This window comes from Treponema primitia (assembly GCF_046533075.1).
GTDB classification, from domain to species: Bacteria; Spirochaetota; Spirochaetia; order Treponematales; family Breznakiellaceae; genus Termitinema; species Termitinema primitia_B.
In genome coordinates this window covers 23,646-43,036 of record NZ_JAJQRB010000085.1, presented here as the reverse complement: position 1 = coordinate 43,036, position 19,391 = coordinate 23,646, and the positions used below count along the sequence as shown (strand labels likewise).

At 47.3% G+C, this 19,391-nt stretch carries 20 protein-coding genes; 1 reads left to right on the top strand and 19 read right to left on the bottom strand.

Annotated elements, in window-relative coordinates; all coding sequences use genetic code 11:
* Positions 1-21 precede the first annotated feature (21 nt).
* The 16 genes from LQZ19_RS17630 to LQZ19_RS17555 all read right to left on the bottom strand — a co-directional run bounded on the left by LQZ19_RS17630 (position 22) and on the right by LQZ19_RS17555 (position 17,850).
* Positions 22-255 carry a FeoC-like transcriptional regulator gene (locus LQZ19_RS17630; protein WP_411049005.1) on the bottom strand — a complete coding sequence of 78 codons (234 nt, stop codon included), beginning with the start codon at positions 253-255 and terminating at the stop codon, positions 22-24.
* Positions 256-304: 49 nt separating this feature from the next.
* The gene (locus tag LQZ19_RS17625) at positions 305-1,372 is read right to left on the bottom strand and encodes an HD-GYP domain-containing protein (protein ID WP_411049004.1); all 1,068 of its coding nucleotides are present in this window, start codon (positions 1,370-1,372) and stop codon (positions 305-307) included.
* Positions 1,373-1,407: 35 nt separating this feature from the next.
* Complete coding sequence (feoB, locus tag LQZ19_RS17620; RefSeq protein WP_411049003.1) at positions 1,408-3,531, bottom strand: ferrous iron transport protein B; 2,124 nt, start codon at positions 3,529-3,531, stop codon at positions 1,408-1,410.
* Positions 3,528-3,764, bottom strand: a complete 237-nt coding sequence (locus LQZ19_RS17615; protein ID WP_411049002.1) for a FeoA family protein — start codon at positions 3,762-3,764, stop codon at positions 3,528-3,530. The genes feoB and LQZ19_RS17615 overlap by 4 nt, the downstream gene beginning before the upstream one ends.
* A gap of 166 nt (positions 3,765-3,930) precedes the next feature.
* Positions 3,931-4,383, bottom strand: coding sequence for a MarR family transcriptional regulator (locus LQZ19_RS17610; protein WP_411049001.1), 453 nt, complete (start codon positions 4,381-4,383; stop codon positions 3,931-3,933).
* A gap of 190 nt (positions 4,384-4,573) precedes the next feature.
* Positions 4,574-5,371, bottom strand: a complete 798-nt coding sequence (gene map / locus LQZ19_RS17605) for a type I methionyl aminopeptidase (protein ID WP_411049000.1) — start codon at positions 5,369-5,371, stop codon at positions 4,574-4,576.
* Positions 5,372-5,440: 69 nt separating this feature from the next.
* Positions 5,441-9,427, bottom strand: coding sequence for an acyl-CoA dehydratase activase (locus LQZ19_RS17600; protein ID WP_411048999.1), 3,987 nt, complete (start codon positions 9,425-9,427; stop codon positions 5,441-5,443).
* Positions 9,428-9,461: 34 nt separating this feature from the next.
* Entirely contained in the window at positions 9,462-10,826 is a 1,365-nt protein-coding gene (locus LQZ19_RS17595) for an MATE family efflux transporter (protein WP_411048998.1), read from the bottom strand.
* 3 nt (positions 10,827-10,829) lie between these two features.
* Positions 10,830-11,171, bottom strand: coding sequence for a hypothetical protein (locus LQZ19_RS17590; protein WP_411048997.1), 342 nt, complete (start codon positions 11,169-11,171; stop codon positions 10,830-10,832).
* Positions 11,172-11,213: 42 nt separating this feature from the next.
* Complete coding sequence (locus LQZ19_RS17585; protein ID WP_411048996.1) at positions 11,214-11,585, bottom strand: metal-dependent transcriptional regulator; 372 nt, start codon at positions 11,583-11,585, stop codon at positions 11,214-11,216.
* A gap of 38 nt (positions 11,586-11,623) precedes the next feature.
* Positions 11,624-12,505 carry a cation diffusion facilitator family transporter gene (locus LQZ19_RS17580; protein ID WP_411048995.1) on the bottom strand — a complete coding sequence of 294 codons (882 nt, stop codon included), beginning with the start codon at positions 12,503-12,505 and terminating at the stop codon, positions 11,624-11,626.
* On the bottom strand, positions 12,505-12,978 hold the full coding sequence (locus LQZ19_RS17575) for a MarR family winged helix-turn-helix transcriptional regulator (RefSeq protein ID WP_411048994.1): 474 nt from the start codon (positions 12,976-12,978) through the stop codon (positions 12,505-12,507). The genes LQZ19_RS17580 and LQZ19_RS17575 overlap by 1 nt, the downstream gene beginning before the upstream one ends.
* A 36-nt stretch (positions 12,979-13,014) precedes the next feature.
* Entirely contained in the window at positions 13,015-16,104 is a 3,090-nt protein-coding gene (locus LQZ19_RS17570) for an efflux RND transporter permease subunit (protein WP_411048993.1), read from the bottom strand.
* A gap of 2 nt (positions 16,105-16,106) precedes the next feature.
* The gene (locus LQZ19_RS17565) at positions 16,107-17,054 is read right to left on the bottom strand and encodes an efflux RND transporter periplasmic adaptor subunit (RefSeq protein ID WP_411048992.1); all 948 of its coding nucleotides are present in this window, start codon (positions 17,052-17,054) and stop codon (positions 16,107-16,109) included.
* A gap of 372 nt (positions 17,055-17,426) precedes the next feature.
* Positions 17,427-17,660, bottom strand: coding sequence for an inner membrane CreD family protein (locus tag LQZ19_RS17560; RefSeq protein ID WP_411049027.1), 234 nt, complete (start codon positions 17,658-17,660; stop codon positions 17,427-17,429).
* The gene (locus LQZ19_RS17555) at positions 17,623-17,850 is read right to left on the bottom strand and encodes an inner membrane CreD family protein (protein ID WP_411049026.1); all 228 of its coding nucleotides are present in this window, start codon (positions 17,848-17,850) and stop codon (positions 17,623-17,625) included. The genes LQZ19_RS17560 and LQZ19_RS17555 overlap by 38 nt, the downstream gene beginning before the upstream one ends.
* On the opposite strand from LQZ19_RS17555, the gene LQZ19_RS17550 reads away from it, so the two are divergent.
* Positions 17,794-17,925: a hypothetical protein gene (locus LQZ19_RS17550; RefSeq protein ID WP_411048991.1), complete on the top strand. Its 132-nt coding sequence runs from the start codon at positions 17,794-17,796 to the stop codon at positions 17,923-17,925. The genes LQZ19_RS17555 and LQZ19_RS17550 overlap by 57 nt on opposite strands.
* Positions 17,926-17,962: 37 nt before the next feature.
* On the opposite strand, the gene LQZ19_RS17545 is transcribed toward LQZ19_RS17550, so the two are convergent.
* From LQZ19_RS17545 to LQZ19_RS17535, 3 genes are read right to left on the bottom strand one after another with little or no spacing between them, the layout of a single operon-like run.
* The gene (locus tag LQZ19_RS17545) at positions 17,963-18,592 is read right to left on the bottom strand and encodes an adenylate kinase (RefSeq protein ID WP_411048990.1); all 630 of its coding nucleotides are present in this window, start codon (positions 18,590-18,592) and stop codon (positions 17,963-17,965) included.
* Positions 18,589-18,858 (bottom strand): type II toxin-antitoxin system Phd/YefM family antitoxin, encoded by a 270-nt coding sequence (locus LQZ19_RS17540; protein ID WP_411048989.1) that lies wholly within the window; start codon positions 18,856-18,858, stop codon positions 18,589-18,591. Before LQZ19_RS17540 ends, LQZ19_RS17545 begins: the two co-directional genes overlap by 4 nt.
* Entirely contained in the window at positions 18,845-19,255 is a 411-nt protein-coding gene (locus LQZ19_RS17535; protein WP_411048988.1) for a type II toxin-antitoxin system VapC family toxin, read from the bottom strand. The genes LQZ19_RS17540 and LQZ19_RS17535 overlap by 14 nt, the downstream gene beginning before the upstream one ends.
* Between the last annotated feature and the right edge of the window lie 136 nt (positions 19,256-19,391).

The window sequence follows — 19,391 nt, the reverse complement described above, 5'->3', positions numbered from 1 at the left end:
TAATGGTATGGGATACAGTTTTCATATTTTTTCCCACATGAGCGGCAGGGGCAGAATAGAACTACATCCATTGCACCCATAACAGCTTTTTCCCGGGCAGGAAGGCGGGGAAACCGTTTTTTTGATATAGCCCTGATGTTCCAGAAATTCCAGTCCGGCTTTTGCGGTCTCCGTACTGATATGCAGGGTAAGGGCGATTTCCTGCAATGAGCGCATTTCTGTACTATTAAGGGTAGTAAGCAAGGCTTCCAGCATATTATTTCTCCTTTAATATATTTTCTTCTCTATCAGAGAGTGGATATTGTCAATCCTGCATACTCGCTTCAAGTTCCGCCATCTTATCCGCTACTTCCGTAAACGCTTCAACAAGTATTGGGTCAAACTGTTTGCCTTTGCTTTCCACAATGATGTTTATCGCTTCGTTGTGAGCGAATGGAGGTTTATAACACCGCTGACTGACAAGCGCATCATACACATCGGCTATTGAGAGTATTCTGGCAGACAAGGGAATATCCTCTCCAGCAAGCCCTGTAGGATAACCGCAACCGTCCCATCGCTCGTGATGGCAATAGCATATTTCGCGGGCAAATGAAAGATAGGATTCCTTATCGCCAAGGCTTTCAAGAATATTGTCTATTATTTGTCGGCCTAATAGTGTATGGGTTTTCATGATTTCAAATTCTTCAACAGTCAGTTTGCCGGGTTTAAGAAGTACGCTGTCAAGAATACCAATTTTACCTATGTCATGCAGTACAGACGCCTTGATTATTGACCTTGTTTTTTCGGGTGTCAATATTTCTTGATATACACGATAGCGTGAAGATGTAGCGATGTGGTTTATCAATATCTCCGTGAGCATCCGTGTTCTTTTGATGTGTTGACCAGATTCCAAACTGCGATATTCACTTAGGGTTGCCAAAACTTCCAGAGTGTTTTCATACATAATTGTATTTTCAGAGGTCTTTGTTTCGACTAAAGTCTCAAGTTCTTCTTGAGTACGCGCCAGACTGATATGATTTTCAAGGCGCGTTTTTACAACATCAGGGTTAAAAGGTTTTGATACATAATCGGATGCTCCGGATTTAAGCCCCCGTGTTTCATTTGTAGCCGCATCAGAGGCGGTTATAAATAGTACCGGTATTCGTTTCGTTTCCGGGTTATTTTTAATCTTTTCCAAAACTTGAAACCCATCAATGCCCGGCATGACAATATCAAGCAATATTGCGGTTGGAATGATTTTCTTTTGGAAAAGAATGTCGAGCGCCTCAATACCGTCCTGTGCCTCAATAATATTATATTCATCACGCAGAATTTCGCCTAAAATCGTTCTGTTAAGTTCTATGTCGTCAACGATCAGAACGAGATTTTTCATAGGATAGTTCCTCCTTTCATTTAATTTCTCGAAACTTATAAGAACAATAATCCTACCCGGTATGCAAGACCGGCAAGAACCAGCGCAACAACAATGTAATAGCCAACCATGCGCAGTGTCCATTTGAGGGAATGGCTTTCTGTGTTGGTTGCCGCCACCGCCATGAGGCAGGGGATACCGAAAAAGAAGGCAAAAATAAACGCAAGCGCCTCCGGGCGGGAGATGGTTTGCAGCATGATATTACTCAATTCCGCATTGCCTGATTCTACTACTGCTTTGGATAAGAACGACCAGGCGCTTGCATTGGTAGTACCGAATATAGAGGCTAAAACTCCCAGGGACGCTTCCTTGCCCATCATGGAAGCCAGGAAAGCGATAAACATCTGCCAGCGCAGCCCAAAAAACATGGTTACCGGTTCAATGAATGTTCCGATACGGTGCAGGACACTGCCTTCGATAGCGCCGCTACTGGTATAGGACAGGAGCCAGAAAACCACCGCAACTACCACGACGATTTTGAGCGCCCGCTTGAGTACATCACCCATGCGGTTAAGAACAAAGCGGAAAAGGTTTGTCCATTTCGGTTTGTGGTAGGGCGGTAATTCCATGATAAGGCCGATACGGTCGTTTTCTTTTATCAATGCCCTGCCGAATACACGGGAAGTAACAAAGAGGTGCAGGGCGGCCACGGCGAAGAGGGAAAGGATAACCCAAACTGCGCCGCCGCCAAAAAAGAGACCGCTCACCAGTGCTACCACTCCCCAGGTGGAGGCGCAGGGAACAACCCATGCCATAGCCATAGTTGCTACCCGCTGTCCCCAGGAATCCATGACCCTGGTTCCCGCCATGCCCCCTATGTTGCAGCCGAAACTGGTCAGGAAGGGCATAATTGCTTTTCCCTGCAAACCGAGCTTTGCCATAGTCCCGTCAAAGACATAGGAAATCCGCGCCATATACCCGACTTCTTCCAAAAGACCGAATACAAAACTGATGCCGAACACAAAGAAGGACATATAACAGGCGAAAAATACCGCCGATACAACCGGTTCGCATATAATGGCAACAAGAAATGGCGGCGTTCCTATTGCAGTAAGGCCCTGAAACAGCAAGCTGCTGATGAGGGGAAATACCGCCGTAGCTATGCCTATGGGGATAATTGCGACCACCAGGGAAAAAATTAAACCAAAAATCATAATGCCGATTGCCAGGGGCTTCCCCCACCGGCGGCTGACCGCGATACGATCAAATTTGTTAAGGCCGGCCCGTTCTTTTTGGGTTTCCGCTTTTACGACGGTATCTTCCAGCAGGTTTTCTATCCATTTGAATTTACATTCCCCGGTAAGGAGGCTGCCGTTTTTTACCCCCTCCGCAAGGATACTAATCTGGTTTGCACTGGCGGTATCCAGTGATTCCTGAATAATGCTTTTTACCGGCTCATCCATTTCAAGGAGCTTTGCGGTCAGCCATACCGGGGAATAAACATCAATTCCTGATTCCGGCAGAAGATCATGGATTTTTGTAAAAACATCACCCTCGATGCCGGTGTATAATTCCATAAGAGAAGAATCATCTATTATTGTTTTATTGATCGCTTTATCGATCGCTTTTTCTTTCTGTATCCTTTGCAAAGAGGAAAACCATGGATCGTAGGATTTCTTATCTGATGCGGTAATAGGAACCACGGGGATTCCGAGTTTTTTCTCCAGAGCGGCGCAGTTTATGGTTTTCTTTTGCTGGGCGGCAATGTCCATCATATTGAGGAGGAGTATCACCGGTTTTTGTATGCCGATATAATCGGCAAGCATAAAGAGGCTTCGTTCAAGCTGGGATGCGTCCGCTATGATACAGACCAGATCGGCTTCCCCGGCGGCTATATAGTTACGGGTAACAATTTCTTCTTCCGAATGGGCCGACAGGCTATAGGTTCCGGGTAAATCCATCAGGGTATACTGCCGTCCCTCGTACACAAAATAGCCCTCCTTTTGTTCTACTGTTTTACCCGGCCAGTTTCCGACATGCTGCTGGGAACCGGTAAGCATATTAAACAGGGTTGATTTGCCCGAATTGGGCTGCCCTAAAAGGGCAATGGTCGTTTTTCCGGTGATATATTTTTTTCCGGTTTTCCCTTTTTCTTTTGTTTTGCAGTATTCACAGCTCATTGTTTGCCTCCGGTAATTTCCGCTTTAATCCTGTCCCCTTCCCTGCGGTTAATCGCAATCATGGTATCCTTGCCGAATACCAGAAAGGGATACTTCTTTTGGTTTGATACCATTTCAATGGTACTGCCCGGTACTATCCCTATGGCGGATATGCGGTTTAAGAACCTTCCGTCTCCGTTAATTGAGACGATTTTACCCGTCATGCCGTTTTTCATTTCACTTAACGCTATCAATTTTGGCCTCCTATAGTACGTCTTATCTAACAATTTAATTTATATTTAACCTACTTAAATATAAATTAAAAAACTTGCATAAAATTCTGTAAACGCTCTCCTATATATTTAAGCAGCTTAAATATATTTGTTAAAAAAGCGGTACACGGAGTACCGCATCCCTTGTTTACCCTGTCTGGATATCGTGCTTGACGGGCATACTCTCTATCATCGAATCCAAAAATTTCGAGATTGCTTCAAGGTCTTTTTTAGTAAATGTTTTGTAGTCATCAATAAATCCCGCATACATTTTCGTATGGTGCTTTTTATGTCCGGCACACGCCTTCTTGCCTAAATCGGTGAGCCGGAAAAAAACCTCCTTTTGGTTATCCTCTGCCCGGTATGTCTCTGCCAACGCCTTCTTTACCAATTTTTTAGCCACCTGGCTGACTGCGGCGTTACTAATGCCGAGCCGCCTTGCAAGTTCCCCGGCATTGGCTCCCCTATGCAAATTTATAGCTTCAAGTAAATGGACCTCAGAATGGTATAAGGGAAAGCCAACGCCATAATCCCAGGCAGTTTTTATTTCCCCGGACATGACATTCACGGCTTTATAAACTTTCTCTATCAATTCATCCATGTTACCCATGACTAACTATATTATTAAGCTGGTTAAAAATAATGTCAAGCGATTTTTAGTGAAAATCGCCTTTTTTTTGAAAATCATAGGGGGGGACGCAGTGATCTCGTGAAGAATCGGCTTTGCGTGGTTATTGGTGTATGAAAAAGTATACATTTTGTAGAATTCTGTCTTTGTGATATAGTATCTTTCAATTAATTTTATGGATATTTGTTATCCCTGCAATTTCCTCTAAAGAATCAGTGAGAATTTCAACTCGATCATGAAAAATTGCAACCGTATGTTCCCAATGGGCGGATACTTTATTATCTGCTGTCACCACTGTCCAACCATCCTCCAATATTTCAATATCACCAGTTCCGAGACTAATCATAGGTTCAACCGCAATTACCATACCATTAAGTATTCGCGGATTTGGACCATGAGGATAATTGGGTACTTGGGGATCCTCATGAACGGCTAATCCAACCCCGTGTCCGCAGAATTCACGTACCACTCCGTATTTGTTGGATTGAGCATGTGTATATACCGCTTTGGCAATCTGAAGGATTCGACCTCCACTTTTAATTGCGGCTATTCCCTTATACAAACACTCATTAGTAATAATATTAAGATTATGCACAGCATTATTTACTTTCCCAACTTCAATGCTTACGGTCTGATCGCTTATAAAGCCGCCTAAATCTATGTCGCAGTCTAAAGATACCAGATCCCCCTCATTGATTTTATTTTTTGAAGGTATACCATGTATTACTTCATTATTTATTGAAATACAAATGGCTGCGGGGAATGGATTACTTGCAGAGCCATAACCCAATAATACTGGTTTCCCTCCGGCTCGTCCGATCCAGTCTCTTACCCAATGGTCAATTTCGATTGTCCTTACACCAGAATTTACTTGCGGAATAAGTTCTCGAAACATGGCGGAAAGCATTTTGCTGGATTTTCTAATACCATCGATCTGTTTTTCATTTTTTAGACAAACCACAGTTTTTACCCCCTATTCCGATACCATAATTCCATTATTCTTAAAACCGGTAAATTATCTCTATTAGTATCATGCAAGATAGTGAAGCCATGTCTCAACCCGTGCGGTTTCGGCGGCGCTTAGTGTTCCCTCGAATCGAAGTTCAAGGCGCTTTGCTCCAAGGGTGTCGTCTGTCAAATTCAAGACAGAGGCTGTGTTTTCATACATGGATGCGGTACGGATTAGGCCGTGATACCCCTCTGGTACTATTGCTGTTTTCCCGGCACGCCAGCGTCCTCCTGCAGAAAGCGTCCGGCACTGGCATATCCTTTCGCTGCAGTTCATGGTACATCCAAGGCAGCGTCCGTTCCATTCGGCACGGCTGCCAATAACGAAATCCGCTGATTTGCTCAAGGCTGCTATGGATTCGGCAAACGGGCTGCCGACGTACAATACCGAGGAAACTTTTCTGAGAAGGGCTTCTTTTACTTTTCTCCGTCTGCCGTTCTCCATCATTTCAAGCAGAAGCAGCTCACTCAACGGAGCGTACCGAAGGGTGTATCCGCCTTTTGTACTGTGCGCTTCCAGCTCGTTTCTGAACAGCGGATTGAGATAACAGGTATATTCCCCTGCACAGAGGATATAGTTCGCTTTTGTATCTCCTTTTGCTGACTGCGCCCATTGGACAAAGTCTTTTTCCGCAGGATAACCGGAACTAAACGCCGCTTTCATTTCCAAAAAAAGTTCCGCCTGTTTTGAAGCCGATGCACAAAGAAGGATGTCTCCCGCAAGAGAAATGGCAAACAGGGCGTCTGCGGTTGCCCTATCTTTAATCAGGCGTTCCCACATCGGCGCTATTATGGTGACATTATTGTAATTTTTCTCGCGCAGTTTGGCGGCTATAAATCGGGCATACAGTCCGTCATTTTCAGCGCCCTTGTTTTGTGGTATCAGAATCTGCGCCTGGTTCCTTGTACGGGCATACTCCAGGCAATCGCCCAGCAAGGCGGTCTGGCTGAAACACTCCTTGCCGCGCATCAGGGCACGCCCTTTGGCAAGGCTCTCTCTTGTGGTGGGCATCATCTCCTCGGCCTGATAGCCCCGCTGTTTGAGAAAAGCTGTCAGCAGCGCGGAGTAGGGGTACAGGTTCGGAATGCCGTTGGGAATTTGCCCGGAGACCGCGCCGGGATCGGCTCGGACAATAGCATCATTGAGCGCCGACACTTTCACTGCAACATTCGCCCTGTTTGTTCTGCGCCCGGAAAGGCTGTTTGCAAACGCCTCCAGGCGCGTTATAATACCAATGTGGCTGGCGTGTTCGTCTACTTCGATGGCGAGGTAGGGCTTACCGCCTATTTCGTTTTCAAACCAGTGGGTGAGCATGGTATCTGGTCCGCAGCCATGATAGGTCAGATAAATGGGGTATAGATTCGGAATGTCCCGTATCTGTTTTGCCGCCGTCAAAACTTCCTTGCCAAACGGCCAATACACATCCGATGCGCCCGAAAATCCGGTTCCCTGCCGGAAGCCCGCAAAGCCCTGGGTCTGACTAAAATCACGGGCGCCTGAAAATCCTTGAAAACCGCTTAAGCCTGAATAGAAATTTTTGCGCGGGAAGTCATAAACTGTATACCCAAGGCTGTTTAGTTTTTGCTTGATGGAAAGGCTAAGGACAGGATCAGAAAGCCCATAGGAACGGGAAACTAACACAAAGCCAATCTCACCGGCCGGCAAAGTTGGCAGCTGCTGCGCTTTATGTCCCTTCATTGGGTTCGTCATGTCAGACATCCCGCTTCCCCACGCGGCCTTCATTGCTGCAAAGCCTCCGCGCCCCAGTTGTTTTGCCAAGGTGGTATACGCTGTTCCAATGGACTGCGGCGTGTCCATGCAAATATCAGCAGTGAGAAGTCCAATCCCCTTTTCTTTCAGGGCGAGGCAAGCTTCCAGCATCTGCGGCGCTTTTTGCATATAGACGCAGATTCCCTTGCCGTGAACGGAGGGCATAAAAATGTAATCCACCCGCTGCTGCACGAGCGAGGCGGCATGGCCGACCGCTAACTTCAACGGATAGCACACTTCTTCTTTGATGTTTGTCTGCCCCAGTTCCACTGTTTCGTCGCTGCTGACAGGGGAAAGCAGCACATTATAGCCCAGGGTGTGAAAGAAGCGGTTTAATACCGGGAAAAAATCATAATTAAACATAACACGCGGGATGCCGATGGTTTTCTTCCCCGGCTCACGGGGGAAACATAGCGCATCAAGCGAGTCAAGCGGTTCGTATTGCTGTTTTTCGGAAGCTGCGGATTTCGCGGACAGTGTTTCGTTCCATCCGTCAAACATTAGCCCTTTGAATGCGCTGGGCTTCGCGCCGATTTCCCGTTTGGCGAGCAAGGCGGCTCCGACTGCGCCGCTCACGCTGAAATAAGGCGCGATGGAGATACGGCTGCCAAAGGCACGCTTGAAAGCGGCGACAATGCCCGGATTGTACGCCACGCCGCCTTGTAAAAGGATATGGTTTCCGATGGGCCTTGTGCCAACCACGCGGTTAAGATAATTATTGACAATGGAATAGCATAGCCCGGCCGCTATGTTATTGCGGCTGGTTCCCTGTGCGAGGAGCGCGGCGACCCGGCTTTCAATAAAGACCGTACAGCGTTCGCCTAAATCGGCGGGCGCATCCGCAGATAATGCCATATCTCCGTACTGCTCCAGGGGAATATCCAGCTTCGCCGCCTGTTCCTCAATGAATGATCCTGTTCCCGCTGCACAAATTTTGTTCATCTGGAAGTTATCTGTGCGCCCGCTCCGCAGACTGATATATTTTGAATCCTGACCGCCGATTTCAAAAACCGTATCGGCGCCCGGTCTAAAACGCAGGGCGGCTGTTGCCTGGGCGGTGATTTCGTCTTTGACGGTATCCGCTCCGATGAGTTTGCCGATTAACATTCTGCCGGAGCCTGTGGTGGAAGCGGCTTTTATGGGTATGTTATATCCATATTTTTTGCAAAGCATGGTAAAACCTTCACGGACTGCCTGTTTCGGGTCGCCTTTTGTACGCAGATATATTGTTTCAATCACCTGCTCATCTTCACCGATCAGGACAAGGTTAGTGCTGGTGCTGCCGATATCAATTCCCAAATAGCAGGATTCGCCTTGCATATACGGGCGTACCTGGTGCAAATTTTCCGCAGAAGGCGGTGCGGACAGCGGGGGCAGTGTGGGGACTTCATGGGCCTGATTCTTCACACCGGCTTTTTTGCACAATCCTATCAATTCCTGAAAAGATAATAAAACGCCTTGTGTATTCGCCAATGCCGCAGCGCCGATTGCCTGTACGCAGTCAAAACCATCCGGCAGCAGCAGCTCATCTTCGGCAAGTTCAAAAATTTCCCGTATAGCGCGAACAATCCCGGTGTTATATCCCACGCCGCCTGAAAGCAGTACGGGCTTTTTTGCTTTCAGTTTTCCGGCTACTATAGCCTTGTAGCTCCGTATGGAAGCGTAACAAAGTCCCAGCAGGATATCGGGAGTGGAAACTCCCTCGTTTTGGCAATGAATAATATCGGTCTTGGCAAACACGCTGCAGCGCCCGGCAATGCGGGGGATTGATTTTGCCTGCTCCACAAGGGCGGAGTATTCCGCAAGCGGCAGGCCAAGGCGCGCCATTTGATTTTCAAAAAATGCGCCCGTGCCGGATGCGCAGCTGTCGTTTTCCGCAAATTGCGGCGTTTCATCATGCAGCCCGGTAATGTACCGTGCGCTTTGACCGCCGATGGCAATTACGGCGGCAGCGGAGGGGGCGATTCGCCTTGCGCCTTCCGTCAGGGCTACAATGTCGCCTGCCAGAGGCAAGGAGAGTACGCCGCCCTCCATTCCGGAATTCAGCACATAAACATCGTCCGCCGTTGTTTGCTGCGCCGGAAACCACTCCTCTTGAATTTCCAAGAGTAGTTTTTCCAGTACGGCAAGCGGATTACCATGATGGAGCCGGTACGCATGATTTAGAATAACGTTTTCTTCATCCAGTAAAGCCAGCTTTACGGCGGATGCGCCTAAATCAATTCCAAGTCTTTTCATAGTGTTTATCCTTTGTAATTTTTGAGGAATTAAACTAACTCGGCGCTTTTGCCTTTATCGAAATTTTCTTCCACTTGCCGGAAATCAGGTATAGGCTGATTATCAGCAGTCCTCCCAAATGACCTGCGGGGCTGCCCAGCCCGACCCCGAAAAGGCCCCAACCGTAGAATACGCCAAAAAGATAGCTTAAGGGTACTCGTAATAAAACTGAATACAAAATACTTGTAACCATAGCTATGACCGTGTGGCCCGCGCCGATAAAAAATCCGTTGATACAGGAAATAATGGGGAGCAGCAGAAAGCTGAAACTGAAAGCGCTTAAATAGCTTACGCCGGCCTGAATTACGGCGGGGTCAGTCCCAAAAATCGAAATGATTTGCGACGGGAATATCCGCGCTAAAATAAAGAACATCCATGTTAGGATTGCGCCAAAAGACGTTCCGATAAAACAGCTTTTAATCGCTCTGTCCATTTTGCCCGCGCCAATGTTCTGCGCTGTCATCGTCGAGATGGCGACGCTTACAGCCATCATCGGTATAAAGGCAAAGCTGCCGAACTGATTTGCGGCGGCAACCCCCGCCGAACCATTGACCCCGCCGACTACATTTATCAACGAGGTAACAAACAAAAGCGAAAGGCTTGTAACGCCGCTTTGTATACAGCTTGGCAGGCCTATTTTTACTATTAGCCCAAGTTCTTTTTTATATATCCTAAATGATGAAGGCTTGAAATCAAACTGGAACTTGTTTTGTACCAGATATCTTATGCAAAGCATTACACTAAAGGCCTGTGAAATTACCGTTGCGAGCGCCGCTCCGAAAGCTCCCCAGTGAAAACCCGCAACAAAAGTTAAATCAAGCGCTATGTTGGTTATGCAGGAAATCAGCACGAAGTAAAAAGGTTGTTTTGAATTTCCCATTCCCCGAAGAATCGCTGACAGGGTATTATACCCGAAGATAAAAACAATTCCAAGCGCTGTAACCGCAAGATAAGCGGCGCTTTCTGAATATGATTCCGGCGGCGTTTGAATGAGGCGCAGTATCGGTTCCCTAAAAATAAGTATGAGCGCCGCAATACCGACACCGCAGAACAACAGCAGGGTAATGATTGTGGCCGTTACTTTTTTGATTCCTTCGTGGTTTTTTGCCCCCATATACTGACCGATGAGTACCGTTGCGCCCGTAGTGAAGCCCATAACCAAAAATGCCAATATCATGGTAACCTGTCCGCCGATGCTTACGCCGGACATACTGGCAGGTCCGGCAAAATTGCCCACAATGAACATATCCGTAGCGTTATACAGGGACTGGACAATGTTTGATGCTAAAAACGGGATGGCAAAAAGCACCAGCTTGCTGAGTACGCTGCCCTCTGAAAGATTGTTTTCTATTTTTGTCATAATTCAATTTCTTTCCTTTTGGGCTTCTGTCTCTTTTCCGGTATTATACAAAAAAGGATCCCCATACCTTTGTATAAAAATCCTTCGTTCTCCTTCGCTCAAGCCGTCCCATCTATTACGGATTGGTTTTTTGCGTTCGCTCAAACCTTTGCCAATTCCCTGATAGCTGCCAAAAATAATACGGGTAAGTATCATTAACCCCACTGTTTGCCAATAATTGATTACCGGCAATCCGAAAATTCCAGGCAGCAATTTATTCCAAAGGAACATTGCCATAAAACCGAAGACCGCCATTGTTACCAAAAATATTACTACGCCTAAAAACACTTCAGTAATTCGTTTCATTATAGTCTCCTTGTATATAGACAATTTAAGGGGGATGCTATTTTACATTTCCCTAAAATCTTTTATCAGTATGCGTAATTTTTTAAAGGTCTCATCGGAAAGTATATGTTCCAGTTTACAGGCTTCTTTTTCCGCAGTCCCGGAGCTTACCCCCAGTGTATTTTGTAAAAAGAAAATAAGCAAACTATTTCGTGCACGGATGTTATTCGCCTGATGTCTACCCTCTTGTGTAAGGCTGATGTACCGATAACGTTCATGTTTCACCGCGCCATTATTTTCTAACTTTTTAAGCGCAATAACTACCGATGGCTTTGACACACCCAGATGCAAGGCAATATCTGTTACCCTGACAATGCCTTTGTCTGAAAGCACATTGATCGTTTTGAGGTAATCCTCAAGTGATGGGGTCATCATAATAGTTCCTCCTTTTCGTCAACTTTTATAACAGCAGATCAGCCATTTTTTGAATTCCAATAAAGAATAACCTTAAAATTAAACTGTTCTTCAAACTTTAATGACAGGGTATCAGCGGCGCTTTGTATATCGCTAATTGAAAAATCCTGATTCGGTGATAATTCCACGACTACAATCTGGTTGTTTGGACCAAAATCGTTGGCGATGATTGACCTGATGCCGTTAAACTCCCGGTAATCGACAACCACCGCTTCTATTTGTTGCTGCGCTTTTATATCCAACGAATTGCCAAGCAGCAACCCGATATTTTCTTTGGCGGACATAAAGCCGTTATAGATAATCAGGCCGGAAACCGCCAATCCTATGACGGCATCTATCGGCAGGGCAGTGATTTGCGACAGCCCCAAAGTGATTAGCGTAAGCAGTGTTACCACCGCGTCAAACAGGCAGTCCATCATAGTCGCTTTAATAGTGGCGGAGCGGACGATTTTGTTTAGTTTGTGTGAATATAAAGCCAGCGCAAGTTTTGCAAAAATCGCGATTGCCGTCACCAAAACAATAAAAAGACTTCCAACTAAAACCGGTTCCGGGTTTATCAGGCGTTCAATGGACGATTTGACAAACAGGATACCTGCCGCGATAATCAGGCAAGCGATTGCCAACCCGCTGATGTATTCCATCCGTCCATAACCGTGGGGGTGCTTTTGGTCCTTTGGCTTTCCCGCTATTTGAAAGCCGATTATGGTTAAAATTGCAGAAACCGTATCGGTTAAGTTATTGACCGCATCGGCTTGAATAGAAATACTATTGCTGATAACCCCTACAATATACTTAAAGACAAACAGTACCGAATTGCTGACCAGAATTACAACGCCGGACTGACGCCCTAGCTTTTGCCGAATCGAGTCCGCGGCCATCATTATTTATTCTCCCGGTCGACAAATTCAGAATGAGACCCCCGAAAATGGAAATGCGCATATTCAGCGCCGTTTGTATTTGGATGCAGTTTTTCGAGAATAGCGGTGAACTGCTCCTTTTCCTCATCTGAAAATGATTCAGACATATTTTTCATGAAGCGATAATGAATCTGCAGCCGATTGGCTAACATTTCTCCCTTTTTTGTCAATGAAAAAATATCGCCTCGTTTGTCTTCACCGTTATTTTCACGTTTGATAAACTTCATTTTTTCCAATTCTGACAATATTTCGCTGGGCGGCTTGCCATTTACTAATGGCCGCTCATTATCAATGATTTCAAGCAATTCATTTTGAGTTACGGGACCTTTCTGCAAAAGCGCTATTAAGACATTCCCTTGAGCAAAAAAACGGTCGTGGTGGTGATCGCCATGCTGTATATGGCGAAAAAACTTCATACGATAAAAAAAATTATGCATACTTTCTTCCTTTTGATACTTCAAACTCCGTTCTTTTCATGCCAAACTCTTCCGCCGCCCTTCATTCACCAGCGAGTACAGTACCGGTATAAAAAACAGCGTTATCACCGTAGACGCTCCAAGCCCTCCAACAACGGTGAGACCGAGGGGCTGTATCATCTGGGATGAAACGCCCGGAAAAAACGACATCGGAACAAGACCGATAATCGTGGTGAGGGTTGACATAAGTACGGGCCGGAAGCGTGACTCACCGGCTTTGACAACCGCTGCACGCACGGGCATACCACCGCGCACAAGCTGATTTGTGTAGTCTACTAACACAATTCCGGTGTTTACCACCATGCCGGATAGCATAATAATGGCAATCATCGTGAACATATCCATTGTCTTACCGGTGACAAGGTAGATTAATACCACGCCGATGATGATAAGCGGTATCGTGCAGATGTTAATGAGCGGGCCTTTGAACGACTCGTATTGCGCCGCCATAACGCCAAAGACGAGCAGCGCTGCGAGGGACAGCACGAGACCAAGGGTCGTGAGCATTTCCATCGTCTCCTTCCAGGTGCCGCCGAAACTTAATGTTACGCCGTCGGGCATGACAAAGTTTGTAGCAAGCGCTTCATCAATAGCCGTATTCACCTCATCGGCGCGGCTCCCGTCGATTATCATGCCGGTTATGTGGATGATACGCGACTGGTTTTCCCGCTTTACGTTGATTGGCCCCGTACTTTTTTCGAGGCTGGCGAAGTTAGCAAGCGGGATCAGTTGGCCGTTATCCGATGGGATCAGGATGAGGTCAAGGTCGGGGAGCTTGGATCGGTCAGATTCACGCAGAAACAGTGTTACCGTGTATTCATCTCCCACAGCGCGGTACGTGGTGGCGTCAATGCCATTCATTGCGGCATAGATTTCGCTGGCTATTGTTGCCACGTTAAGGCCAAACTCGTAGGCACGGTAGCGGTTAATAACGATTTCGACCTGCGGGATTCCTTCGGTCAGATCGATGGTGAGATCTCCCACTGATGGCACATGCTGTTTGATTATACCGGTGATTTCCTTTGCCGCGGCAAGCCCGCTGTCGAGTTCATCGTAGTGGAGGGAAATGTCAACATCATATTCCTCTCCGAAACCATCGTCGGCGCTGACCGTAAAGAGAGCGCCGGGGAATTCGTCGTAATGCGCACGCAGTTTCCGTTCCACGGTGTCACCGGTGTCTCCGCCTTTTACTGCGAGATCAAGCAACACCGTAAGCGATCCGGTATTACTGCCGCCGCCCATCATCCCGTCGGAAGTTCCCACATTTGTGACGATGTTCTTCACACCCTTGATTTCCAAAAGCGCAATGTCTTGCAGGCGGAGCATCGCCGCACGGGTATCCTTATACGGTGTCCCAAGGGGCAGTTCGACCTCAAGGGTCATGGTGTCCTCAACCATCTGAAAATCCATAACAATATTCATGCGGGTGAACGCAAGGAGACTGCCGGCAAAGGCAGCGATAACGAGTAATACGGTGACGAGCCGGTGGTTTACCGCCTTCTGCAATATCGCGCCATAGCCCCGTGTGATACCGGTTATGGCAGTTTCAAGAGCAGCGTCCAGAGTTTTGAGCGCACGGTTCCGCAGGGGCTTCTGGGTACGTGTAGCAATCGGCAGATAGTGGCTCGCAAGTACCGGCACAAGAAAGACGGCAACGGCAAGGCTGACGGTAAGCGAAATACCGAGGGTAAAAATCATGTCCTGAAAGGTTTGGCCGATCATGGCAAGCCCATTTTTGAATAGAATAATAGGGATGAATACGCAGAGCGTCGTTAGCGTGGATGAGATGATAGCCGGCACCACTTCGCCGGTTCCCTTAATCGCCGCCGTCCTGGGATCTTCCCCTAATTCGCGGTAGTGGTAAATGTTTTCCAGTACAACTATTGACGAGTCCACAATCATACCAACCCCAAGTATCAACCCGACAAGAGTTATTATGTTGATGGTGAGACCGGCAAGGCTCATCGCGCCAAATGTGGCGAGTATGGAAACAGGAATTGAGATACTGATGATAAGGGTACTTCGAATGTTCCGTAAAAACAGGAGCAGGATGAATACCGCGAGCGCCCCGCCCATGAGCGCAGAACCGACGAGTTCGTTTATCATACCGCGTATCATATCGGTTTCGTCCTCGATGATTTTAATGCTGACATCCTGGGGGAGCGTCTTTTCGATTTCTTCGATACGTTCATATATGAGGTCGGCGATAGTAACAGAGTTTGCACCGCTCTGCTTGGTGATGGAAACGTATACACCCTCCTCGCCGTTGATGAATACCGATGAGCGTTCATCGCGGTATCCCATTTTCACCGTGCCGAGGTCTTGCAGCCGGATAACCGTATCGCCTGTCCGTGCTGCCATCGTTTCGCCGATAGCCGCCACCGTAGCGTATTCGCCGGAGGTACGCAGCTGATAGCTGAGACCGGCATCCATAATGGAACCGGCGCCCAGTTCAATGTTCTGGCTGGCAAGGGCGCCTGCGATGCCGGTGATGGTGAGTCCGTAGGCTTCAAGCCGGTTTTGCGATAGTTCAACCCGGACAATTTGCTCTTGCCCGCCCTGCACCGATGTTGAAGCTACCCCGTCAATCTGCTCAAGACGGCTTTGTATCATGTCCTCGGCAATCCGCCGCAGTTCATTTTGGCTCCGTTCCCCCTGTATGGCGAGCCGGAGCATCGGCATCGAGTCAAAGCCCATCTGCTGAATCACGGGACTTTCCGCGCCAACGGGCAGATCACGGCGCTTTCCGTCGATCTTGTCGCGCATGGCATTTACTTTATCGCTGAGGTTTACGCCGTAGTTAAATTCAAGCTGTATCATGCTCAGGTTTTCCTGTGATACACTGGTTATCTTTTTGACGCCGCTCACGTTGACCAGCGCCGACTCAAGCGGCTTGGTGAGCGTCTTTTCCACGGTCTCCGGTCCCGCGCCCGGATATACGGTCGATACTGCTACCATTGGGATGTCTACTTTTGGTAACAGATCAACAGCGATACGTCCGAACAGGTACACACCGACAATGGAAATAAGCACAAAGACAACAAGCCAGAGTACCGGGCGTTTAACAACAGATTCACTCAGCGCCACGCCTAACTCCTTCCATCGGCGCCTGATACACGCACGGTGACGCCATCGCTCAAAAATTGCTGCCCCTGGACAACCACCGCTTCGCCGCCCGCAAGCCCTGCCGTAATTTCGGTAACACCGTCAATGGTTACGCCGGTCTTCACCAGCCGCCGGTTCACCCGGTCGTTCCAGTCGAGTACATATACGAAGGTCTCATTGTCCCGCTGCAAAATCGCTTCACCGGGTACGGTTACCACATCGGGATATACACGGGTGTTCAAACGAAGGCGGACGAACATCCCCGCTTCAGGTCCGCTGCCGGTGTTGTCAAACATAAGTACAATTTTTTTTGTGCGGGACTGCGGGTCAATCGCGGGCGCCACTTCGCGCACCGTTGCGGCGAAAGTTTTACCCGGATACGCCTCCAGGAACACGGCGGCGGTCAACCCTGCCCGCAAACGGCTTACTTCACGTTCGGGAATACGCGCTTCAATTTCGAGCCGGTCATTTGCCGCAATCAGCGCGATACTGCTTGCCGGTGACACTATCGATCCTTCCGCAAAGTGTACCGCGCCAACCGTACCGGAGATGGGAGATCGCACCGCCCCCGGCAAATAATTCAGCCCTGGCATTGAAGAGTCTACCTCCGCGATAACCTGTCCCTTGGTTACCCGCTGCCCCAATGCCACTTTTATCGACACCAATTTACCGGTCATATCGGGAAAGACTTCAACCGCATGGCTGTTTACGATATTGCCATTCACTTCAAGGTAGGCTTGCAGGGTCTGGTTTTCCACGTCTGCGGTCTTTACCGGCACCGCCTGCGCCGTTTCTTCCTTCTCCGTCCCGGCCGCCGCCGGCACTGTGGTATCCGCCATAAGGGACGGGCCAAAAACTAACGCCAGCGCAAGGCCCATGATTCCCATGCAGAGAGCCGCTTTTCGTACCGTCTTAATCTGTTTAGCGCTCATTTTTAAAATCCCCTTAGTTTTGTAGACAAATGAATGTCTAAAATATTTTACGGTTAGGCGTAAAAATCAAAAGTAACTGTTCTTATTCACTTTTGTTAGTATAAAGTAACATATAGTTGTCAACTGATTGTCAACAAAAGGTCAATTTTTTGTCAACTTTTCAAATGATATGTACTATAGATTCCGCGTCGATAGACGCTGTATTATCGCTGACTCCGACGATTTCCACCAGAAGTCGTTTGGCGACTATATATTTATGGTGAATGAAGAAAACCTGCATATTTTATGCTGATACTTTTAAATATTTTTATATTGTGTTTATTTATTGTGTTTTATCTTGCCGGCCAATTCAAAACCAATTGCGCATATCGTTCATTCCCCATACCAGTCAAGTTTACGGGTAAGAAACATGATCAGCGCAACCACCACAAAACTGCCTATGGAACCAATGAGCAGGGAACGGGAATAGAGGGTCATCATGATGGTTACCGCCAGGGCGGCGATAAGGTATGCGGTATAAAAAGGTATTTGTTCCGATAGGGAAAGGAGCAGCAAATAAAACACTGCGTTACCAATACCGGAAAGCAGATACGGTACCGGGTGGATACGCTTGGGGTATATCCCGGCTCAAATAACTGATATCCCAAACCGCCGAAAAATCTGCATCCGTGATGGTTGATGTACCGGGCAGGAAGGAACCCTGAAAAGACGGGGAGGCCCAATCGGAGGAAATGCTTACATGGGTATCCTGTCCCATGGGCAGCAGCCGTATAAACTGCCCGCCCTGTATATCAATACTAATGTTGAACCGGGCCTCCTTGTTTTCAAAATTAAGTACCTTGAAGGTATAGCCCTGGATAAATTTTTTTGACTAAACGTTGTTTTTCATCATTCATAAACCATAACCGTCACAACCCTAAACTCTGCTTGAAGTTCTCCACCACCTGATCCACCGCAGGCCGGGCATCTACGTCTTTCAGGATGCCCTTCTTACGGTAGTAGTCGATGAGCGGCTCGGTCTGGTTACGGTAGACTTCCAGCCGCTTTTGGACCGCTTCGGGCTTATCGTCCTCCCGGGTGTAGACTTCGCCGCCGCAGCTGTCGCAGGTATCCGCCTTTTTGGGCGGGTTGAAGACCTTATGGTAATTGACGCCGCATTTCCGGCAGACCCGGCGGCCGCCTAAGCGTTCCAACACCGAGCTGTCGGGGATGTCGAAGTTGACCACCTTATCCACGGCGGAAAAACCTGCCAGGGCTTCCGCCTGGGGGATGGTCCGGGGGAAACCGTCCAGGATATAGCCCTTTTGGGCGTCCGCCTGGGCAAGCCGTTCCTTAACCAATTCGATGGTGGTTTCATCATCCACGAGTTTCCCCGCGTCAATGATGGCCTTAACCTTGAGCCCCAGGGGGCTTTTTGCCGCAATGGCGGACCGGAAGATCGCGCCGGTGGAAATATGGGGAACCGTGAGGATATCCACCGCTTTGGCCGCCAAGGTTCCTTTCCCCGCCCCGGGGGGGCCTAAAAAAATTAAGTTCATACAGTTCTCCTTTTTGTTGTATCTGTTTTATATTCCCGATCTTCCCTTCCGCATTTTATTGCTTCAAGTATATCTTCCATTGATACATCAGTCTTTATACCTCTTATATCCTCTAAGGGAGATTTTTCTTGTTTTTTATTTTCAGTAATTGACAGTAGTTTAAACCTGCTGCCATCTTTTCGCGTGATTATTACTTCTTCTTTTAAGGCGGTATTTAATACCGTTGCAAAATTCTGTCGTGCCTCAGAATAATTATACACCCTCATTTTTTTCTCCGTTCAAGATGGTGATTTTCATTTTTTTACCAACCGCGGCCATATTTTTGTCAAATGTTATTAATGGCAATTTTAATCTATATGCTGTTTCTAAATAATATGCATCGTAGGCATAAATAGTGTAGTTACAGGAAATTTTTAATGCCTTTCCCATATCAGGATTCAAAGTCCTTATTGGGATTTTAGTAAAATTTTCATATGCCTTTAACACTTCCGTTTCATTTAATTTATGTCTTTTAAATAAACTTATAAGGGCATTCCCAATCTCAAATGAAATCATTTCCGGTGATAGTAAGGTTGCGCCTTTTGTTAATTTGACAACAATATCCCGATTAGGTTCGTTGAGAATAATAGCCATTATTGCACTTGCGTCTAATAATGCGTCCATAAGGTACATTGTACGCTATTATTTTTGTTTGTCAAGTCTTTTTTTAACCTTTGTATAGAAACACAAGGATTTATCAAGATAGGGGATTGATGGCATGAACCAGTTGTGGTAGACTAAAAATGAAGTCTGTAATCGG